The organism is Mycolicibacter senuensis, from assembly GCF_003284925.1.
GTDB classification, from domain to species: Bacteria; Actinomycetota; Actinomycetes; order Mycobacteriales; family Mycobacteriaceae; genus Mycobacterium; species Mycobacterium algericum_A.
Genome location: NZ_QMEX01000006.1, coordinates 61,793 through 82,114 on the forward strand (window position 1 = coordinate 61,793; position 20,322 = coordinate 82,114).

At 66.2% G+C, this 20,322-nt stretch carries 15 protein-coding genes and 1 pseudogene; 7 read left to right on the forward strand and 9 right to left on the reverse strand.

What is annotated here, in order from left to right; translation table 11 throughout:
• Nucleotides 1–177 precede the first annotated feature (177 nt).
• Nucleotides 178–1,767: an FAD-binding protein gene (locus tag DQP56_RS04070; protein ID WP_112683698.1), complete on the forward strand. Its 1,590-nt coding sequence runs from the start codon at nt 178–180 to the stop codon at nt 1,765–1,767.
• Here the strand turns inward: DQP56_RS04070 and DQP56_RS04075 are convergent.
• The gene (locus DQP56_RS04075) at nt 1,690–2,145 is read right to left on the reverse strand and encodes an NYN domain-containing protein (protein ID WP_112683699.1); all 456 of its coding nucleotides are present in this window, start codon (nt 2,143–2,145) and stop codon (nt 1,690–1,692) included. The genes DQP56_RS04070 and DQP56_RS04075 overlap by 78 nt on opposite strands.
• Before the next feature lie 80 nt (nt 2,146–2,225).
• Between DQP56_RS04075 and DQP56_RS04080 the strand changes: the two genes are divergently transcribed.
• A complete protein-coding gene (locus DQP56_RS04080; protein WP_112683727.1) occupies nt 2,226–2,999 on the forward strand; it encodes an enoyl-CoA hydratase/isomerase family protein in 774 nt (257 codons plus the stop codon).
• Nucleotides 3,000–3,011: 12 nt separating this feature from the next.
• Here the strand turns inward: DQP56_RS04080 and DQP56_RS04085 are convergent, their stop codons facing one another.
• Entirely contained in the window at nt 3,012–4,166 is a 1,155-nt protein-coding gene (locus tag DQP56_RS04085) for a hypothetical protein (protein ID WP_112683700.1), read from the reverse strand.
• Nucleotides 4,166–5,092, reverse strand: coding sequence for a metal-dependent hydrolase (locus tag DQP56_RS04090; protein WP_112683701.1), 927 nt, complete (start codon nt 5,090–5,092; stop codon nt 4,166–4,168). The genes DQP56_RS04085 and DQP56_RS04090 overlap by 1 nt, the downstream gene beginning before the upstream one ends.
• Nucleotides 5,093–5,173: 81 nt before the next feature.
• On the opposite strand from DQP56_RS04090, the gene DQP56_RS04095 reads away from it, so the two are divergent.
• From DQP56_RS04095 to DQP56_RS04105, 3 genes are all read left to right on the forward strand, one after another.
• On the forward strand, nt 5,174–5,785 hold the full coding sequence (locus DQP56_RS04095) for a TetR/AcrR family transcriptional regulator (protein WP_112683702.1): 612 nt from the start codon (nt 5,174–5,176) through the stop codon (nt 5,783–5,785).
• 103 nt (nt 5,786–5,888) lie between these two features.
• Nucleotides 5,889–6,320, forward strand: a complete 432-nt coding sequence (locus DQP56_RS04100; RefSeq protein ID WP_165824895.1) for an MmpS family transport accessory protein — start codon at nt 5,889–5,891, stop codon at nt 6,318–6,320.
• Nucleotides 6,317–9,172 (forward strand): MMPL/RND family transporter, encoded by a 2,856-nt coding sequence (locus DQP56_RS04105; protein ID WP_112683704.1) that lies wholly within the window; start codon nt 6,317–6,319, stop codon nt 9,170–9,172. The genes DQP56_RS04100 and DQP56_RS04105 overlap by 4 nt, the downstream gene beginning before the upstream one ends.
• Here the strand turns inward: DQP56_RS04105 and DQP56_RS04110 are convergent.
• A complete protein-coding gene (locus DQP56_RS04110; RefSeq protein ID WP_112683705.1) occupies nt 9,138–10,292 on the reverse strand; it encodes a PPE family protein in 1,155 nt (384 codons plus the stop codon). The genes DQP56_RS04105 and DQP56_RS04110 overlap by 35 nt on opposite strands.
• 89 nt (nt 10,293–10,381) lie before the next feature.
• Nucleotides 10,382–12,184 (reverse strand): annotated as a pseudogene (locus tag DQP56_RS04115) (fatty acyl-AMP ligase); the annotation flags it as partial.
• A 140-nt stretch (nt 12,185–12,324) separates the two neighbouring features.
• Here DQP56_RS04115 and DQP56_RS04120 point away from each other — a divergent pair.
• Nucleotides 12,325–13,200, forward strand: a complete 876-nt coding sequence (locus DQP56_RS04120; protein ID WP_112683707.1) for an LLM class F420-dependent oxidoreductase — start codon at nt 12,325–12,327, stop codon at nt 13,198–13,200.
• A 16-nt stretch (nt 13,201–13,216) separates the two neighbouring features.
• Here DQP56_RS04120 and DQP56_RS04125 read toward each other — a convergent pair whose 3' ends face one another.
• The 4 genes from DQP56_RS04125 to DQP56_RS04140 all read right to left on the reverse strand — a co-directional run bounded on the left by DQP56_RS04125 (nt 13,217) and on the right by DQP56_RS04140 (nt 17,791).
• Entirely contained in the window at nt 13,217–13,882 is a 666-nt protein-coding gene (locus DQP56_RS04125) for a TetR/AcrR family transcriptional regulator (protein ID WP_112683708.1), read from the reverse strand.
• A gap of 29 nt (nt 13,883–13,911) precedes the next feature.
• A complete protein-coding gene (locus DQP56_RS04130) occupies nt 13,912–16,806 on the reverse strand; it encodes an MMPL/RND family transporter (protein ID WP_112683709.1) in 2,895 nt (964 codons plus the stop codon).
• Nucleotides 16,803–17,225: an MmpS family transport accessory protein gene (locus tag DQP56_RS04135; protein WP_370491481.1), complete on the reverse strand. Its 423-nt coding sequence runs from the start codon at nt 17,223–17,225 to the stop codon at nt 16,803–16,805. The genes DQP56_RS04130 and DQP56_RS04135 overlap by 4 nt, the downstream gene beginning before the upstream one ends.
• Before the next feature lie 185 nt (nt 17,226–17,410).
• Entirely contained in the window at nt 17,411–17,791 is a 381-nt protein-coding gene (locus DQP56_RS04140; protein WP_234825500.1) for a hypothetical protein, read from the reverse strand.
• A gap of 229 nt (nt 17,792–18,020) precedes the next feature.
• Between DQP56_RS04140 and aceA the strand changes: the two genes are divergently transcribed.
• A complete protein-coding gene (gene aceA / locus DQP56_RS04145; protein ID WP_112683710.1) occupies nt 18,021–20,321 on the forward strand; it encodes an isocitrate lyase ICL2 in 2,301 nt (766 codons plus the stop codon).
• Nucleotide 20,322 lies beyond the last annotated feature (1 nt).

The window sequence follows — 20,322 nt, forward strand, 5'->3', positions numbered from 1 at the left end:
CTTGGCGCGTGAACCGGCCGAAACGCCGCAAGGCGGCGGGCCGCAGCGTTCCGCGCCGACTAGAACGCGTTCTGTTCGCAACTGCATGCGCACTAATACACGCAGGTCACTCGCATCTGACAGCGACTACGGCCTGTTACATTGTGGGCACAGTTCATGGCATCGAGGGGATAGCGCGTGACCATCACCAGTGTGACGACCGACGTCGTCATCGTCGGATTCGGCGCCGCCGGCACCTCCGCCGCGATCACCGCCCGCGAACACGGCGCCGAGGTCATCGCGGTGGATCGGGCCAACGGCGGCGGCGCCACGGCGATCTCCGGGGGCATCATCTATGCCGGCGCGGGGACGTCGGTCCAACAAGCCGCCGGCGTGCAAGACACCCCCGAGCAGATGCTGGACTACCTGCGCCTGGAAGTCGGCGAGGCGGTCAGCCCCGACACGCTGCAGCGCTTTGTCGTCACCAGCCCGGAGATGATCGACTGGTTGCAACGCCACGGCGTGCCGTTCAACCCGGGCCTGTGCCCCTATAAGACGTCGTTTCCGAACAACCGCTACTACCTGTATCACTCCGGCAGCGAGAACGCCGGCGTCTCCCGTGCGGTGACGCCGCCGGTGCAGCGCGGCCACCGCGCCTACGGCAAAGGCACCTCCGGCAAGAAGATCTATGTGCCGCTGGCCGAATCAGCACGCAAGCTCGGCGTGGACTTCCGGCCGCACACCAGGGTCACCGCACTGCTGCAGGACGCCGCCGGACGGGTGACCGGGGTGCGGGCCCTGACGATGGGGCAGGCGCCGCGGCGCATCCAGCGGCGTTACGCCAGGCTTGCCGCGATCTCGTCCAAGCCCGGGGTCTACTACCCCCCGCTGCGCGCCGCGATGGAGCGTCGGTTGCGGAAGCTGGAGCACCGCTACGCCCGTCGCATTGAGATCACCGCTCGCCGCGGAGTGATCATCTGCGCCGGCGGTTTCATCGCCAACACCGAGTGGCGCAAGCGCTACGCCCCGGAATTCAACGGCGGCCTGCCGCTGGGAACCAGCGGTGACGACGGCAGCGGCATCGCGTTGGCGACCAGCGTCGGCGGAGTGCCCGACCGGATGGACAATGTCTCGGCGTGGCGGTTCATCACTCCGCCGAGCGCGTTCATCTCCGCGGTCGTCGTCGACGAGAAGGGCGACCGGGTGATCGACGAGACGCGCTACGGCGCGGCGCTCGGGCAGGCCTTGGTGAAAAACCATGGCAGCAAGGGCTGGATCCTTGCCGACGCCACCCTCATGGCCGAGGCCCGGCGCCAGCTGCTCACCCAGACGCTGTGGTTCCAGCGCGCCCAGGCCGCGGCGTTGATGTTCACCGGTGCGGTGCGCGGCAAGACACTGGCGGACGTCGCCCGGTGCACCGGGATCGACCCCGACGGCCTGCGGGCCACCGTCGCCGCGCACAACGACGCCATCGACTCCGGCACCGAGGACCCGGCCGGAAAGCCGGCCGAGTTCCGCCGCCGCATTGACAAGGCCCCGTTCACCCTGCTGGACATCTCGGTGCGGCCCAACGTCTTGCTGCCGACCCCGATGCTGACGTTGGGCGGGGTGCGGGTCGCCGAGGACACCGGCGCAGTCGTCGACGCCGAGGGCACGCCGATCCCCGGGCTCTACAGCGCCGGCCGCACCGCTATCGGCGTCGCCTCACACTCATATGTCAGCGGACTGTCGATCGCCGACTGCATCTTCGCCGGCCGCCGCGCCGGAGCCAGCGCGGCCGGTAGCTGAAGCCGCGGCCGGCTCGATCAGGTCGCGGAAGCGCGACGCGGGGCAGCTGGCTGCGCCCGCAGCGGTAACCCGATCAACCAGCACGGCATCCGATGTCACCACCGTGATGTCGTGCGGCCGCTCGTCGGCTCTAACCAGCCGGACGATCTCGTCGTCGGCAGAGTTGGCGGCGGCCCGCGGCGCGGCGGCGATCTCGATGACCTGCGAGGCAAGCGGCGGTGACGGCGGCTTCTCGAACACCACGGTGACGCGCTGGTTCTCCGCCGTCGCCCACTGTTCGAGCTGGCGGGTCAACCGGACCATCGCCGCATCACGGTCCTTCCACCAGCCGTCCGGGCGGGAACCGATTACGTTCATCGCGTCGACGATCCAGCGCACCCCTCCGACGGTACGGTGCAGCCATGAGCCCGCGCCACGACGATGCGGAGCGTAGCGACGAGGAGGAGGGGCGCAGCGCCATGAGCCTGGTCACCTATGAATGCGAAGACCATGTCGCGACCATCACCCTGAACCGCCCTGACGCCCGCAACGCCATCAACGGCCCGATGCGCACTGATCTCAACGCCGCCTGGGAGGCGTTCCGTGCCGACGAGGACGCCTGGGTGGGGATCCTGACCGCCACCGGCGACGTGTTCTGCGCCGGCGCGGACCTCAAGGACTCCGAGGGCGCGGTCGGTACGTTCGCCGGCACGTTCTGGGAGAAGCCCACCATCAACTCGTTCGAGTCCGGTATGGAGCTTTTCAAGCCGACCATCGCCGCGGTGCACGGGCCGTGTGTCGGCTACGGTCTGACCGGACTGCTGTTCTGCGACTTCGTGATCGCCAGCACCGAGGCGGTGTTCCGCTTTCCAGAGGTGCGCCTGGGGGTGCCCACCATCGTCGGAGCGATCCGGCTGCCGCAGCGGGTGGGCTGGGCCAATGCGATGGAGCTGTTGTTGACCGGAGAGCCGATGAGCGCGCAACGCGCCAGGGAAATCGGCCTGGTGTGGAAGCTGGTGGAGCCCGACGAGTTGCAGGCCGCAGCCCAGTCCTGGGCGCGCACCCTGACCAAAGCCGCCCCGCTGGCTCAGCGGGCCACCAAGGAGGTGGCGTGGCGCAGCGACGGCATGAGTTGGATCGAGGCGGTCCGCTTCGGGGAGACCATGCGCAAGGTCGCCGGGGCCACCGAGGACGTCGCCGAGGGACTGCAGGCGTGGCGCGAGCAGCGCCCGCCGCGCTGGCGGGGCCGCTGATTCAGGCCTGACTCAGCCCGTCGCGGCGGGCGCCGGCGTGGCCCGCTCGACAGCATCCGGGAGGACCGGCGGGACCGTCGCCGCGGCCGCGACACACAGGTAGGCCACCGTGAAGCAGCCGACCGTGTACCAGAGGCTTCCCACCGGGTCGCCGTTGGCGGTGACGCCACCCACCGCGTCGAAGTAGGCCGGCAGCGCCGTCAGCCACAGCACCGCCATGACCGACAGATATAGCGCGGCGTAGCGAACCATCAACGGGTTGTCGTGGCGCCCGTCGATGATCAGGTTCAGCCGCAGCCGCCGCCACTGTGCCACGAGTACCGGAACGGCGACCGCGATGATGACCAGAAGTTCTGCGGCATAAGCGATGCCCAGCAGCCTGCCATCGGTTGCGGCGCCCAGCAGTGTTGCCGGCAGTGGCAGGATGCCGGTTCCCAACGATGCCAACAGGCCGACGACCACGGTGCGCCAAGCCACCTGCAGCCCGCCGAATCGTTTGCCCTCGTCGACGTGGCGCCCCACGAACCATTGCACGCAGAACGCCAGCGACGCCGGCCACAGCGCCGCGAAGACCACCACGCTTCCCATCGGGACGGAGGTGAACATCGGCTGATTCAGCGGGTTGTCCACCGACCACTCCCACCAGCGCAGCTGCGGGCCGAGGTGGTCGAAGATCTCGTAGAAGGCGTGGTGGACGAACCCCACGCACACCGCGCCGACGACGACGCCGTAGCGGCGAAAAACCCCCAGGATCCGGACGATCTCGAACGCGACGGTCGCCATCATCGGATAGATCGCGATGATGTACAGCGGCAGCCGTCCCCACAGAAAATCGACGCTGAACACGTTGTGGGCGAACATGGTGTCGACATGCTCGGCGATCCCGAACGCCGCCGGAAAGTACAGCGGGGGCTCGATGATCAACAGGTAGGCGATCGCGCCGAACCACAGCGTCAGGTTGGTGGCATCCCCGTGGCGCCGGAATCGGTTGATGGCGTAGACCAGTGCCAGCACCGCCCCGACGATGACGGTGATCTCCAGGACAGGCAGCGTCCAGTTCTCCAGCTGCAGCGGGTTGCGGAACTCGACCAGCCCGCCGGCCTCCGCACAGGAGAAGCCCAGCGATTCGGCGAGCCGCTCGAAAGTCGGGGCACACAGATCAGACATCAGGCGCTCTTCTCCTCGGCGGTGTACCACTTGGTCACGTCGTAGCCGTCGGCGTAGCGGGTGAACCACTTCTCGGCCAAGACGGGGATCTTCTCGTGCGCCGGTTTGTGATTGGGCAGCTGACTACGCACGATACCGGTCACCGCGGTGAGCATCTCCCCTTTCGGCAGATGCTTGAATGCGTCGACCACCGGCCCCTGATCGGCCGGCCAGCCGAATGGAATGCGCCGCCGCCAAGCCTGTTTTCCCCGATAGGTGCTGAACAACGACAGCGCGTCGACCTTGCGGTCGGCCAGCGGGACATGCTTGTTGAATCCCAGGCAGGCCACCTTGATGACGCTCATCACGTGCTTGAAGATCGACGGCGCCATCCGCATCCGGTACCAGGGATCGTCGATGACATGGTCGTAGATGATCAACGCCGAACTACGGTGCTCGACCTCTTCGACGAAGTGCCACAAGAACAATGAGGCGACCCGGTCATCCCCGGGAGCGAACAGCGTGTCGTCGTGATCCAGCATCAGCTTGAAGACCGGAGTGAAGGTCGCCTCGAGGTCGGCGGTGTAGGCCAGCCGATAGGCCAGCGACTTCTCGGCGGTCATCTTGTCGAACATCGCGTTGCACTCGTCGACGGTCTCCTTGAGGGCCGGGTAGGCCTTGACCAGTGCCTTGGCGTGGCCGCGGTGGGCCATGGAGTGCTGACCCTCCTGGCGGACGAAGGCGTCGGCCTCCTCGGCGACGGCCGGGTCGGTGATCAGCGGCATGGCCTCGGTGATCATTCCGCCGATCATCTTCTCGAAGCCGATCGCCAGCAGCGAAACCGCATTGGCCATCGACGAGAACGCCGGGTTGGCCTCGTTCCACAGGAACGGCACGGGATGATCGGCGAATGCGAACCGCAACTTGCGCACGATCAGGTCGGTCATGGCCACCCCTACTATCACCATACAAATGAACGTCTTGGCGTATGATTGTTCGATGCTCGCCGGTTGTCAAGGGGGTCGTTGATGGCACGCCGACGTGGCTGGGGCGGTAACCCGCCCCACAGCGACGAGGAAGCGAGCCAGCGGATCATCGCCGCGGCCGTCGACCTGGTCGCCGAGACGGGTGCGGCGGTGTCGCTGGCCGATGTCGCCGGCTCGCTGGGCGTCATCCGGCAGACCGTGTATCGCTACTTCCCCACCGCCGACGCCCTGATGCGCGCCGTGGCGATCGCCTCGGTCGACGACTTCCTCGACCGACTCACCGACCACGTCCGGGGCATCCATGACCCCGCCGACGCGCTCACCGAAGGCACGCTCTACACCCTCGATGCGGTGGCCCGCTCTCCGCACCTGGGCGCGATGCTGTCGTCGACCTCCCCGCTCAACCGGGAAATGACGTCCGAGGAGTCCCTGACGTTGGGAATGCGCATGGTCGACCGGTTCGACGTCGATTGGGTGCAACATGGCTACGACGCAGCGAGCCAGCGCGAATTGGTCGAGTTCACCCTGCGCGTGATGTTGTCGTTCATCGTGGCCCCCAACGACCCCGACCGCTCCCCCGATGAGCTGCGCCGGTTCCTGCGCCGCTGGCTGGGCGAAGCGGTCGCCGCCCAGCGCAGCTCGCCCCGCCGGTAACACGGATCGCATATCGCCGCGCACCGATTCGGCTGAATTGATACCCCAGGGGGTATTATGGGGAACGTCGGTCGCGTAGAGGGAGGTAGCGGAGATGGCCAGCATGTTCACAATCGCAAAGCGGGCCTGGGTGCCACTGGTCGTCACCGTGGCCGCGGTCGCCGGAACCGTGGCAGTGGTCAACCTGCGCGGCGCGTTCGGATCCGACGAGATCTTCCACTGGGACGGCAGCGGCTCGGCGCCTATCGCCTCTATCAACGAAAAGCGGGTCGTATACGAGGTGTTCGGCCCCGACGGCGCCGCGGGCGGGGTCAGCTACCTCAACGAGGAGATGCGGCCCGTGCAGGCGACGTTCGCAGGACTGCCGTGGAGCTACACCATCACCACGACGAATCCTGCCGTGATCGGCACCCTGGTGGCACAAGGTGACAGTGACGAGATCGGTTGCCGCATAACCGTCAACGGCGCCGTCAAAGACGAACACGTCGCCACCGGGCACCACGCCCAGGTCTTCTGTCTGGTGAAGGCCGCATGAGCGCCCACGGTGACGCCCGCCCGGCCTACATGCGTTGGGTGCGCCGGCTGGCCTGGCCGCTGATCATATTCTGGCTGCTGGTGACCGTCGGTCTCAACGTGCTGGTGCCGCCGATCGAATCGGTCGCGCGCGAGCACGCGGTGACGATGTCCCCGCAAGACGCGCCGTCGCTGATCGCCGCGAAGCGCATCGGCGCGAAGTTCGAGGAGTTCGACTCCGACTCGATGATCATGCTGGTGCTCGAAGGCGAGACCGAACTCGGACCGGACGCCCACCGTTACTACGACACGCTGATCGAGAAGCTGTCCGCCGACCCCGAGCACATCCAGCACATCGCGGACCTTTGGGGCGACCCGATCACCGCGGCGGGCGTGCAGAGCAGCGACGGGAAGGCCGCCTACACCCAGATCCACACCGCCGGCGACCAGGGCAGCACCCTGGGCAACGAGTCGGTCGACGCGGTCCGCAAGATCGTCGCCTCGGTGCCCGCCCCGGACGGGGTCAAGGCCTACGTCACCGGACAGGCGGCGCTCACCACGGACATGACCGAGGCAGCCGACCACAGCATGCTCAAGATGATGGGCGTGACCGGTGTGGTCATCATCATCATGTTGGCGCTGGTCTATCGGTCCTTCTCCACCGTGGCTCTGGCACTGGTGATGGTCGGCTTCGAGATGGGCACCGCCCGTGGGCTGGTCGCGTTGCTCGGCAACGCCGGCCTGCTCGGCTTCTCGACGTTCGTGGTCGCCATGCTGTCGTCCCTGGCGATCGCGGCCGGCACCGACTACGCGATCTTCCTGCTCGGCCGTTACCACGAAGCCCGCCGCGCCGGGGAGGACCGCGAAACCGCCTGGTATTCCATGTTCCGCGGCACGTGGCATGTCATCTTGGGATCCGGGTTGACGATCGCCGGAGCCTCGTTATGCCTGCACTTCGCCCGGCTGTCCTACTTCAAGGCACTCGGCATCCCGTCGGCCGTGGGGCTGCTGGTGGTGATCGCCGGCGCGCTGACCGTCGCCCCCGCCATCGTTGCGGTCGCCAGCGGGTTCGGCCTGCTGGACCCCAAGCGGGCGGAGAAGCAACGCGGGTGGCGGCGCATCGGCACCGCCAACGTCCGCTGGCCCGGTGCGGTGTTCGTCAGCGCACTGTTGGTCACCCTGGCCGGAATGCTCGTCGTGCCCGGCATGAAGATCAGCTACAACGACCGCTACTACATCCCGTCCGAACTGCCGGCGAACGTCGGCTACGACGCCGCCGAACGGCACTTCAGCGCTGCCCGGATGAACCCCGATGTGTTGATGGTCGAGGCCGATCATGACCTGCGCAATTCGGCCGACATGATCATCTTGGACCGGATCGCCAAGAACATCTTCCGCACCCGCGGAGTGGAGCGGGTTCAGAGCATCACCCGACCATTGGGCAGCCCCATCGACCACACCTCGATCCCGTTCCAGGTCAGCATGGGCGCCGTGCCGATCCAGCAGAATCTGCAGTTCATGGACGACCGACTGGCGGACATGCTCAGGATGAGCGACGACCTGGGTGCCACCGTCGAGTCCATGGAGCGGCTGCGGGATCTGGTCGCCAGGATGGACTCCACCACCGAGCGGATGACCGCCGACATGGTGACGATCAATGCGACCGTCGATGAGATCCGAGACCACATCGCCGATTTCGACGACGTCGCGCGTCCGGTCCGCAACTACTTCTACTGGGAGCAAAACTGTTTCAACATCCCGGTCTGTCATGCAGTCCGGTCGGTGTTCGACGCCTACGACGGGATGGACAAGTTCAGCGAGAACATGGCACCGCTGCTGGCCGACATGGCCGACATGAACGCGGTCATGCCACAGATGGTCGGGCAGTTCGAGCCGATGATCGCGGTGGCGAAATCCATGCGGGCCAGCCTGCTCTCGATGCACTCGACCTTCTCCGGACTGCTGACCCAGATGTCGCGGATGACCGACACCGCCACCGAGATGGGCCGGGCCTTCGACGCCTCCCAGGCCGACGACTACTTCTATCTGCCGCCGGAGGCCTTCGACAATCCGGACTTCCAAAAGGGCCTGCAGCTCTTTTTGTCGCCGGACGGCACCGCGGCCCGGTTCATCGTCACCTATGACGCGGATCCGGCCACGCCCAAGGGCATCTCTTTCGTCGAGCCGATGCTGGCCGCCGCCCACGACGCGGTGAAGGGCACCCCGCTGACCGGCGCCAAGTTCTATCTCACCGGAACCGCGGCGGTCTACAACGACATCCAGTCCGGTTCCACCTACGACATCCTGATCGTCGGGGTGGCGGCAGTAACGCTGATCTTCATCGTGATGCTGCTGCTGACCCGGGCGCTGGTGGCATCCGCGGTGATCGTCGGCACGGTGCTGTTGTCACTGAGTGCGGCGTTCGGGCTGTCGGTGCTGGTGTGGCAGCACCTCTTCGGTCTGCCGCTGAACTGGATCGCGCCGGTGTTCGGTGTCATCATCCTGCTCGCGGTGGGATCGGACTACAACCTGCTGCTGGTCTCCCGCTTCCAGGAGGAGATCGGTGACGGCACCAAGACCGGGATCAAGACCGGGATCATCCGGTCGATCGGCGGAACCGGATCGGTGGTCACCGCGGCGGGCCTGGTGTTCGCGTTCACGATGATGTCGATGGCGGTCAGCGATCTGTACTCGATCGGCCAGGCCGGCAGCACGATCGGGATCGGGCTGCTGTTCGACACCCTGATCGTCCGGTCATTCCTGACCCCGTCGATCGCCGCGTTACTCGGCCGCTGGTTCTGGTGGCCCAGAAGGATTCACAAAGTTCAGTCGGCGGCGACTACCCGGCTGCCGGCGACCGCGGAATCACCGTAGGACGAAGGTCGTACTGGGTGGCCGTGGCGCCGAAACCGCCACGGCCACCCAGGTTCCCCAACGGCACCATCGGAGGAATCGCCGACCCGGGCCCCGCCCCCGCCGGAGCAACAGCGCCGGTAACCGGCAGCGCCGTGGCCGCCGGAGTGGTGGCCACCCCCATGCCGGTCCAGGCCGGCGGCACCGACAGTGCCCCGATCGAGGCCGCCCGGCCCAGGCCGGCCGTGGCAGCCTGCCCTCCGGTGAAGCCGGTCAGGGTCACCGAACCGGCGGTACCGGCCGCCGCGGCCGGGGCAGCAGCCAGGCCAGCGGCAGCGCCCTTGGCTCCGCTGGTCCCGGTCATCAGCATCCGCATCAGCATGCTCATCGGCATCATCGCCATCCGCAACGGCATGGTCAGTGAACTGAGACTGGACAACGATGCCGTCGAGGCACCCGACGATGTCTCGATCGCCGGCGTTGCCAGGCTCTGTAACGCCGCTGGCGTGGTCGAGATCAGCTGCGGCCCTTGTGCCATCAGGGTCTCGGTATCGGTGCCCGCGGTGGCAGCGGCAGCCTGCGCCACCGACGAGGCCTGGCTGGCTTGTCGGGACGGGTCGGTGGTCTGCGGCGGTGAGGTGAACGGCGTGACCCGGGTGGCCATCGCCGATGCCCCGGCATAGCCGTACATCGCCGCCGCGTCCTGGGCCCACATCTCCAGGTACTCCGCCTCGGTAGCCGCGATCGCCGCGGTGTTCTGGCCCAGGATGTTCGTCGCGATCAGCGTTGCCTGCAGGCTGCGGTTCGCCGCGATGAGCTGGGGCGGAACCGTTGCGGCGAAGGCCGTTTCATAGGCTCCGACCGCCGCGGACAACTGGGCGGCCGCCTGCTGCGCCTGCGCCCCGGTCGAGCTGAGCCAGGTGATGTAGGGGCTGGCCGCGGCCGCCATGGTCACCGACGACGCTCCGATCCAGGGGCCGCTGGTCAGACCCGCGATCACCGAACCGTAGGCCGCGGCTGCCGAATTCAGCTCGGCGGCCAGATCCTGCCAGGCCGTCGCGGAGGCCAGCAGCGAACTGGGTCCGGCTCCGGCATACATTCGCGCCGAATTGATCTCCGGCGGCAAGACTCCGAAATCCATTTAGGAAGGCTAGCTAGCTATTTTTGGTGCCCCACATGTCCCGGCTGTGCGCCCGCTGTGCGGGGCGCGGTGGCGTCGCCGGATGCCCGGCGCTGATCCAGCGCGCCCGAGAGGTACTGCTCGCGGCATGCCGTACGCCCGAGTTTGCCGCTGGTGGTACGCGGGATGGCCCCGGCCGGCACAAACCGGATGTCTGCGGCGGTCAACCCGTGTACCCGGGACACCTCGGCGCGGATCGCCGCGACCGCCGGCGCGGGATCCTTCCGGCCGGTACCAGTAGCGCGCTCGGCGACGATCACCAGCCGATCGGCCTGATCTGCCGGGACGGCGAACGCCACCGCGTACCCGGTGCGCACCATCGGTGAGGCCTGTGCCACCGTCGCCTCGACATCGTGCGCGTAGTGGCTGCGCCCGTCGATGGTCATCAGGTCCACCGTCCGGCCGGTCACATACAGTTCGCCGTCGAGATAGAACCCCAGATCGCCGGTGCGCAGCCAGGCGCCGTCGATCGGCGCACGCTCGGCGTGACTGCCGTGTGACAAGCGGCGCTGCAGCAGAGCGCCGAAGACCCGCCGGGTCTCGTCGGGCCGGCCCCAATAGCCGGCAGTCACGTTGGCACCATGCAGCCAGATCTCGCCGATACGACCGTCGGGCAGTTCCTGACCGGCATCGGCGTCGACGATCACCGCCCACTGGCTGCGGGCAACCCGGCCGCACGACACCTGAGCCACCGCATCAGGGGCGCCGGCGGTGACCGGCACCGCACGGCCCGCACCGAGTTGCTCGCGCCCCAGGTGCAGCACACTCGCCTCGGCGTCGGGGTCGATCGTCGCCACGAACAGCGTGGCCTCGGCGATCCCGTAGGACGGCTTGATCGCGGTGCGCGGCAACCCGTACGGGGCGAATGCCTCGTTGAACGCCGTGATCGCCGACATACTGACCGGCTCGGATCCGATGATCATCACCACGTTCGACAAGTCGAGGTCGGCGCCCGGCGCGGGCAGGCCGCGCTGGGCGGTCAGTTCGTAGGCGAAGTTCGGTGCGGCGGTGACCACCCGGCCATGTCGCGATGCGTCGGACAGGGCGTTGATCCAGCGCTGCGGTCGGCGGATGAACGCCGTCGGCGACATCAGCGTGGAGTGTCCCCCGTAGACCGCGGGAAAGCCGATCATCGACAGGCCCATGTCATGGTAGAGCGGTAACCAGCTGAGCCCGTGCGTGTTTCGGTCCAGCATGTCGATGGATAGGATCATCTGCAGCAGGTTGGTTCCCACCGAACGGTGGGTCACCTGCACACCGATCGGCGGCCGGGTGGCACCCGAGGTGTACTGCAGGTGCGACACGGCGTCGACGTCGATGTCGACCGGCTGGAATGCTGCACCGACCGAGTCCGGGACCTCATCGATGACGACTACGTGCGGCTGCAGCCGCTGCGGCAACCTGGCCAGGAAATCCTCGACGATGCGCTGCGCAGCGGATGTGGTCAGCACCGCTGCCGGGGCGGCATCGCGCAGCGCGGTGTCGAGCCGCTCGGCATGCCCGGGCAACTCCGGGGCGAACAACGGCACCGCTATGGTGCCGCACTTGATCGCCGCATAAAACCCGGCGACATAGTCGAGTCCCTGGGGTGCCAAGATCGCCACCCGGTCACCCGGGGCGGTGACCTCCTGCAGTCGGGCTCCGATGGCCCGCAATCGGTCGCCGAGTTGCGTCCAAGTCAGTTCCACCGCCCGGCCCTCGAATGGACCGGCGTAGTCGAGGTAGCGGAAGGCCACCGCGTCGCCGACGTTGGCGATGTTGCGGTCGATCAGCGAGATCAAGGTGGCATCCGGCGGCAAGATGATGCCCCCGTCGGCGTCCAGGCACTCCTCGATCTGCACCAGGCCCGTCATGCCCCGCAGTCTAAGTGGCCGCGAAACCGCGGCCCGGAAGCATCCGTGGTGCGGCGTGGTTGCAGCTAAACGATGGGTTGCGCAGACGCGGCCTGTCGCTTCCCGCTTTTTCCCCGTTACCGCAAAGGACGCCCACCACGATGGAGTTAGGCATACATTTCGTCGATTTTCAGCCCGGTGACCCGGCCCGGCTCGGACCGGTGCTGGCCGGAGCCGCCGCCGCGGCCGAAGAAGCCGGCGCAGCGATGTTCACCATGCAGGACCACTTCTTTCAGATGGAACAACTCGGCCGCGCCCAGGATCCCTTTCTGGAGTGCTACACCGCACTGGCCTTTGTCGCCGGTCAGACCCGCAGCATCCCACTCGGTGTGCTGGTGACCGGGGTCACCTATCGCCACCCCGGCGTACTGGCCAAAACCGCTGCCACATTGGATGTTTTGTCGGGCGGCCGCCTCATCTTTGGTCTCGGGACCGGCTGGTACGAGCGCGAACACGCGGGTCTCGGTGTGCCGCTTCCGCCACTGAGCGACCGATTCGAGATGGTGGAAGAGACACTGCAGATCTGCAAGCAGATGTGGAGTGCAAACGACGGACCGTACCGCGGTAAGCACTACCAGCTGGCCGAGACCATCTGCGAGCCGCGGCCGACAACGCAGCCACCGGTTCTGATCCGCGGTGGCGGCGAGAAGAAGACGCTGCGACTGGCCGCCCGCTATGCCGACATATGGAACCGCAACGGCACGGTGCTGCGGCCCGACGATCTGAGCCGCAAGATCGATGTGCTGCGACGCCACTGCGATGAAATCGGCCGCGACCCGGCTGAGATCCGCAAGACCGTCGGACTGTTCGCCGACCCGTTCACCGATCTCAACGACTATCTGCGGACCGTGGACTACTGCGCCGGCTTGGGTTTCGACCTCGTCCACACCGGACCGCTCCCGGGCAACCCCGACCCGATCGGCTTCGTACGCCGACTCGGCGACGAGTTGGCACCCAGGTTGGCCCAGATCGGCTGATGCACCGGCGGCTCCGCTATTCCGCGCTCCCGCCATGCCGGGTATTCACCGCGCAGACAGCAGGCAGGATGAGCGTGTCGATGACGCTCCGGATGAACTTCGCGTCGACGCTCTGACCGTTGATGGCCCGCATCAGGCCCATTCCCGTCAAGGCGTCGGCGATCAGCGACCAATCCCGATCGTGCGCGAGTTCGCCGCGCGCCACCGCCTGTTGCAGGATGGCCGTCACCATGCGCCTGCCCTTGAGGATCATCAAGTCGTCGAGGGCTGCGGTGAGGTGTCGATCATGCATCGCCTCCATCGCCACCCGCAGGATCAGATCGTTGGGGATCCGCTCACTGTCGTTGCGCGCCACACGGTCGACCAGCGCGTCGAAATCACCGGCGAGGCTGCCGGTATCGGGGGCATCATCGTCGATGAGGTCGGGCCGCCAGTACACCAGCGCATCGGTGATCAACGCGGCTTTCGACGACCAGCGGCGGTATATCGCGGCCTTGCCCACTCCGGCTCGGGTCGCGACGTCGTTCATGTTCGTGCCGCCATAACCGTTCTCCGTCAACGCGGCCAGCGCAGCATCGAGAATCGCCGCGTCACGCGAGCGATCGAGCCGACCGTCGGTGCGTCGGCGCAGGTTCGATCTCGTGACTGACCTATGGGCCGACCCGGCGACCGACACCTCCATCACCAGCTTTCATGATCGGTTCGCGACACTCACGCGGTTGTTGTCGGTATGGGCGCGGTGTCATCACCGCGCTCCGCCGGCCTCGGTTCGGGTCCGCTAGAGCCATGCCCCGTGATCTCAAAGGTGTTGAGCGGCCACCAGAACCAACGGCCCAACGCCGCAGCAATCGATGGCGTCATGAACGCCCGCACCATCAACGTGTCGATAATCAGGCCGATACCGATCGTCGTACCGAGCTGGCCGACCACGCGCAGGTCACTGACGATCATCGCCATCATGGTGAAAGCGAACACCAGGCCCGCTGCGGTGACGACGCGTCCGGTGGCCCCCACGCCTCGGATGATGCCGGTGTTGAGCCCGGCGTGTATCTCTTCTCTGAGTCGCGACACCAGCAGCAGATTGTAGTCCGAACCCACTGCCAGCAGGATCACCATCGACAACGGGATCACGATCCACTGCACGCCCAGGCCCAGGATGTCCTGCCAGAGCAACACCGATATTCCACACGCGATCCCCAGCGACGCAGCGACCGTGCCGACGATCACGACGGCGGCCACCACGCTGCGGGTGATGATCAGCATGATCGCGAAGATCAGGATCAGCGACGCGATGAGCACGATCATCAGGTCGATCACGACACCGTCCTGCATGTCGGCGTACAGCGATGCGGTACCGGCGATCGAGACTTTCGCGCTGGCCAGCGGGGTGCCCTTGAGGGCGTCCGCGACGACGTCTTTGAGGTCCCGGACGTGTGCGATGCCGTCCACCGAGGCGGGGTCGCCCTGGTGGGTGATGATCATCCGGACCGACTTGTGATCCGGCGACATGAACATCTTGATGCCACGCTTGAAGTCGGGATTGTCGAACACATCCGGCGGCAGATAGAAGAAGTCATCGCTCTTGGCCTGATCGAAGTACAGCCCGATCTCGGTGGCGCCCTTGGCCAGTTCCTGTTGTTGGGCCTGAGTGCCGGCCATGGTGCTGTGAGTCGCGATCATCATGTCGTGCATCTTGTTCATCGAGTCGATGTTCTCCCGCAGGACCGGCAGCATCTGCGGCATCAACTCGTCCAGGCGATCGATGTCGATGGTGAGACTCTGGATCTGTTCCGCGAGTTGGTCAATACCGTCCATGGTGTCGAAGATCGACCGGAGCGACCAACAGATCGGGATGTCGTAGCAGTGCGGCTCCCAGTAGAAGTAGTTGCGAAACACCCGGAAGAAATCATCGAAATCGGCGATGTTATCTCGCAATTCAGCGGTGGTGTCGGCCATCACGTGCGTCTTGCCCGCCATGCTGTGGGTGGTTTCGCTGGTCTCCTTCATGATCGTGTACATGCGTTCCAGGCTGGCGGCGGTCTTTGCCATCTCGTCGGCCTGTTCGAGCAGTTGCGCCGCGTTGTCGTTGTTGAACTTCGCGGCCTGCAACGTGCCGGCATTCTGCGCGCCGAGCAGGAACGGGATGGAGCTGTGCTCGATCGGTGAGCCCAGTGGGCGGGTGATGGTCTGCACCCGGTCGATGCCCCGCATCCGGAAGACGTGCTTGGCGACCTTTTCGATCACCAACATGTCCGACGGCGTACGCAGGTCATGATCGGTCTCGAGCATCAACAGTTCGGGGTTCATCCGAGCCTGGGAGAAATGCCGGTCCGCGACGGCCATGGCCAGGTTGGCGGGCATATCGGCGGGAGTGAATTTCTGGTCGTTGTACTGCGGCACATAGGTCAACAGGCTGACGAAACCCACGACGGCGACCATGCCGGTCAGCAGGATGATCGGAATGGGCCAGCGAACCGTGCTGGTTCCGACCTTGCGCCAGTTGCGCGTCGAGAGATTCTGTCTGGGGTCGAGCAGTCCGAACCTCGATGCCACGGTGAGCACCGCCGGCGCCAGCGTCAGTGCTGCGGCGATGACCACCAGAATCGCGATCGCGCAGGGCGGCCCCATGGTCTGGAAGTAGGGCAACGTCGTCATGCCGAGGCACATCAAGGCGCCGACAATGGTCAGCCCGGACCCCAGGATGACGTGAGAGACGCCGCTATAGGCGACATAGAACGCGTCATCGCGCTCAAGGCCGTTCGCTCTCTCCTCGTGATATCGGCCGAGGAGAAAGATCAGGTAATCGGTTATCGCGGCTATGGACAACATCGTCACCATGCTCACCGCATACGGGGTCAGTCCGACGATGTTCACGTTGCCGGCCGCGGCCGTAACACCCATCGCGGCAAACAATCCCAGCCCGATGACAAACATCGACACCAGCATCGTGACCACCGAGCGGTAGATGGTCAGCAGCATCACGATGATGATGGCGACAGACACCAACTCCAGCCTCGACATACTTTGATGCCCGGCGACACTGGTGTCGGCATTGAGGACGGTGTTACCCGCAACGTGGGCCTTGATACCCGGCGGCGGGTCGACCGAGGCGACGATGTCACGTACGGCGGCGACCGACTCGTGGCTTTCGGTGGTGCCCTGCGAGCCGTCGAGGAAGATCTGCACGTAGGCGGACTTACCGTCCACACTCTGTGAGCCCGCCGCGGTCAGCGGATCGCTCCAGAAGTCCTGAACGTTCTGAACGTGCTTGTGGTCAGCCTCGAGCTTGGCGACGATCTCGTCGTAGAACTTGTGCGCGGCATCGCCGAGATGGTCCTCAGACTCCAGCACGACCATCGCCGTGGAGTCCGAATCGTACTGCTGGAATACCTTGCCGATGTTCAGCATCGCCACGTACGACGGTGCACCCGTGGGGCTGATCGGGACCGACCGGGTGGCAGCGACCTTGCCCAGTGACGGGACCACGGTGCCCAGCACGACCGCGACGAGCACCCAGAACAGGATGATCGGCACCGAGAAGATCCGAACCATCCGGCCCAAGAAAGGTCGGTGCGAGCGATGCGGCGCCGCGCCGGGGTCGCTCATACCGACTTCACCAGGCAGTAGATGAACGGTTTGACGGTGTCGGTGCTGGTCCGGTCGTCGCGCACCTTGTCGTCGACCGTCACCCGGCACCGAAGGTCACTGACATGGCGATCACCTTGAGCGATGATGTTGGCCGACATCGACGGTAGCGTCGTCACGATCGTGAATGACCAAGGCAGTGAGGCGTTTTCGATCAGATTGGGTTGGCCGTTCTCGTCAAGGTAGTTCAGGTTCGCGGTCCCGCCCGTCCCGGTGACCTCATAGGTGATGTGCTTCGGATTGAAGTTCTCGGTGATCGCGGAACCCTCCGCCAAGTTCGGGCCTTGGTGGCCCAGGGTCGCGCGAATGCGGACAATGGCATACCCGCCCAGCGCGACGACGACCACCAGCAGCAGAGGAATCCAGAACCGCCTCAACACTCGAAACACCCGGCGTGCGCCTCCGCTCTTTCGTCTGGCCCGGACGCGGGACGGACCGACTCAGCCGAGAAGATCAACTCCCCCACCCATGCGGAACCCGAGTTCCGTCACCGCGACGGTCGTTAGATTACCTCACTTGTGGGCATGGCCTGCGACAAAAGCTCCGACCGGCCGGACCGATGAGATCACATCGACGGTTCGTGCAGCGCCAGGCTGACGAAGACGTAACCCATGCAGATCAGCAGATTCAACGCGGCGAGCATCAGCCCGGCCACGATGAGCGCGTGCACCAGGCGGCGCCGGTTGCGCCGCGCCCGGGCCATCCGCTGCTCGCGTTGGATCGCCGTCGCGGCGAGTGCGAAGGTGTAGTCGATCGACTCCGCCGACGCCGGCGGCGCGCCGGCCATCATCTCGCGCAGCCGGGCGGCCGGGATCTGTACGCCGACGCCGGCGAAGCGCCGACTCATCCGCCGGGCCCCCCAGCGGCCGACCGGTCGGACCACCGAAGCGATGCGCTGCGGCGGCTGATCCCACGGGGTGTCCCAGCGGCCTGACCGGGCCGTCATAACTGTTAACCATAGCCACGAACGCAGTCGAATCCATCTGCTTCACGCAAGTTCCGGGGCATCGTCCGCGGCGTACGGAAGATGTATGGCGAAACTGCGCTATCCCACAGCCAGCGACGGCACAATACTGGGGAGTAACACGTGCGAACCCCGCGGTTCAGCGAGGCTCGACGAAGGAGAGCCGAGCTGGAACCGCCGCACGAACCGGCGCGAACAGGAGCGTAATTCCATGACGACCATCGAAACGACCACGGCGGCGAGTGCACCGGTCCAACGAGACGTCGAAGCCGACCTCGCGGCGACACAGCAATACTTCGACAGCCCCCGCTTCGAAGGCATCACCCGCCTCTACAGCGCCCGCCAGGTGGTCGAGCAGCGCGGCACCATCCCCTCCGACTACATCGTGGCGCGCGAAGCAGCGACGGCGTTCTACGCCCGGCTGCGTGAGCTGTTCGCCGCCAAGAAGAGCATCACCACGTTCGGCCCGTATTCGCCGGGTCAGGCGGTAGTGATGAAGCGGGTGGGCATCGAGGGCATCTACCTGGGCGGGTGGGCCACCTCAGCCAAGGGGTCCATCACCGAGGACCCGGGACCCGACCTGGCCAGCTACCCGCTCAGCCAGGTGCCCGATGAGGCGGCCGGGCTGGTGCGTGCCCTGCTCACCGCCGACCGCAACCAGCACTACCTGCGCCTGCAGATGACCGAGGAGCAGCGCGCCGCCACCCCCGCCGTGGATTACCGGCCGTTCATTATCGCCGACGCAGACACCGGTCACGGCGGTGATCCTCACGTACGCAACCTGATCCGGCGTTTCGTGGAGGCCGGCGTACCCGGCTACCACATCGAGGATCAGCGTCCCGGCACCAAGAAGTGCGGCCACCAGGGGGGCAAGGTGTTGGTGCCCTCCGACGAGCAGATCAAGCGGCTGAACACCGCCCGCTTCCAACTGGACATGATGGGGGTCCCCGGCATCATCGTCGCGCGCACCGACGCCGAGGCGGCCAACCTGGTCGAGAGCCGCGCCGACGAGCGTGACCAGCCGTTCATCCTGGGCACCACCAACCTGAAAATCCCGTCCTACAAGGCCTGTTTCCTGGCGATGACGCGCCAGTTCTACAACGCCGGGATCACCGAGATCAACGGTCACCTGCTCTACGACCTGCCCGAGGGCGAGTACGCCGCCGCCGACGCCTGGCTGGACCGCAGCGGCATCAGCGCGTTGATCACCAAAGCCGCCGAGGGCTGGAGCAGTGACGGCCGGCAGCCCGTGGATGGGCTCTACGACGAGATCGAATCGAAGTTCGTCGAAGCCTGGCAGAACGACGCCGGACTGATGACCTACGGCGAAGCCGTCGCCGAGATGCTGGAGTTCGCCGAACGCGAAGGCGAGCCACGCAACATGACCGCCGCGCAGTGGCGCGAATTCGCCGAGCGCGCACCGTTTTACACCGCCCAGGCGAAGGCCGCCGAGTTGAACGCCGACTCCGGTTGGGACTGCGAGCGGGCCAAGACCCCCGAAGGCTACTACCAGGTGCGCGGCGGCATCCCCTATGCGATCGCCAAGTCGCTGGCCGCCGCGCCGTTCGCCGACCTGCTGTGGATGGAGACCAAGACCGCCGACCTCGACGATGCCCGCCAGTTTGCCGATGCCGTCCACGCCGTGTATCCCGACCAGATGCTGGCCTATAACCTGTCCCCCTCGTTCAACTGGGACACCACCGGCATGACCGACGAACAGATGCGGGCCTTCCCCGCCGAGCTCGGCAAAATGGGGTTCGTCTTCAATTTCATCACCTACGGCGGCCACCAGGTCGACGGGGTGGCCTCCGAGGAGTTCGCGGCCACCCTGCTGCAGGACGGCATGCTGGCGCTGGCCCGGCTGCAGCGCAAGATGCGGTTGGTCGAGTCGCCCTACCGAACCCCGCAGACCCTGGTCGGCGGGCCGCGTAGCGATGCCGCGCTGGCCGCCTCGTCCGGGCGCACCGCCACCACCAAGGCAATGGGCGCCGGCTCCACCCAGCATCAGCACCTGGTGCAGACCGAGGTGCCCAAGAAGCTGTTGGAGGAATGGCTGGCGCTGTGGGCCGAGCACTACCAGATCGGCGAGAAGCTGCGAGCGCAGCTACGGCCGACCCGGCCCGGGTCGGATGTGCTGGAGCTCGGGATCTTCGGCGACGACGACGAGAAACTCGCCAATGTGATCGTCGACCCGATCAAGGACCGGCACGGCCGCAGCATCCTGACGGTGCGCGACCAGAACACCTTCGCCGAGAAGCTGCGGCAGAAGCGGCTGATGGATCTGACCCACTTGTGGTTGATCCACCGGTTCAAGGCCGCGGCGGTGCACTACGTCACGCCCACTCAGGACAACCTGTATCAGACCGAGAAGATGAAGGCGCACGGCATCTTCAGCAGCGTGCACCAGGAGGTCGGTGAGATCATCGTCGCCGACGTGAACCAGCCGCGCATCGACGAACTGCTGGCACCGGACCGGGAGGCGCTGGGCAAGCTGATCCGCAAGGAAGACTGAG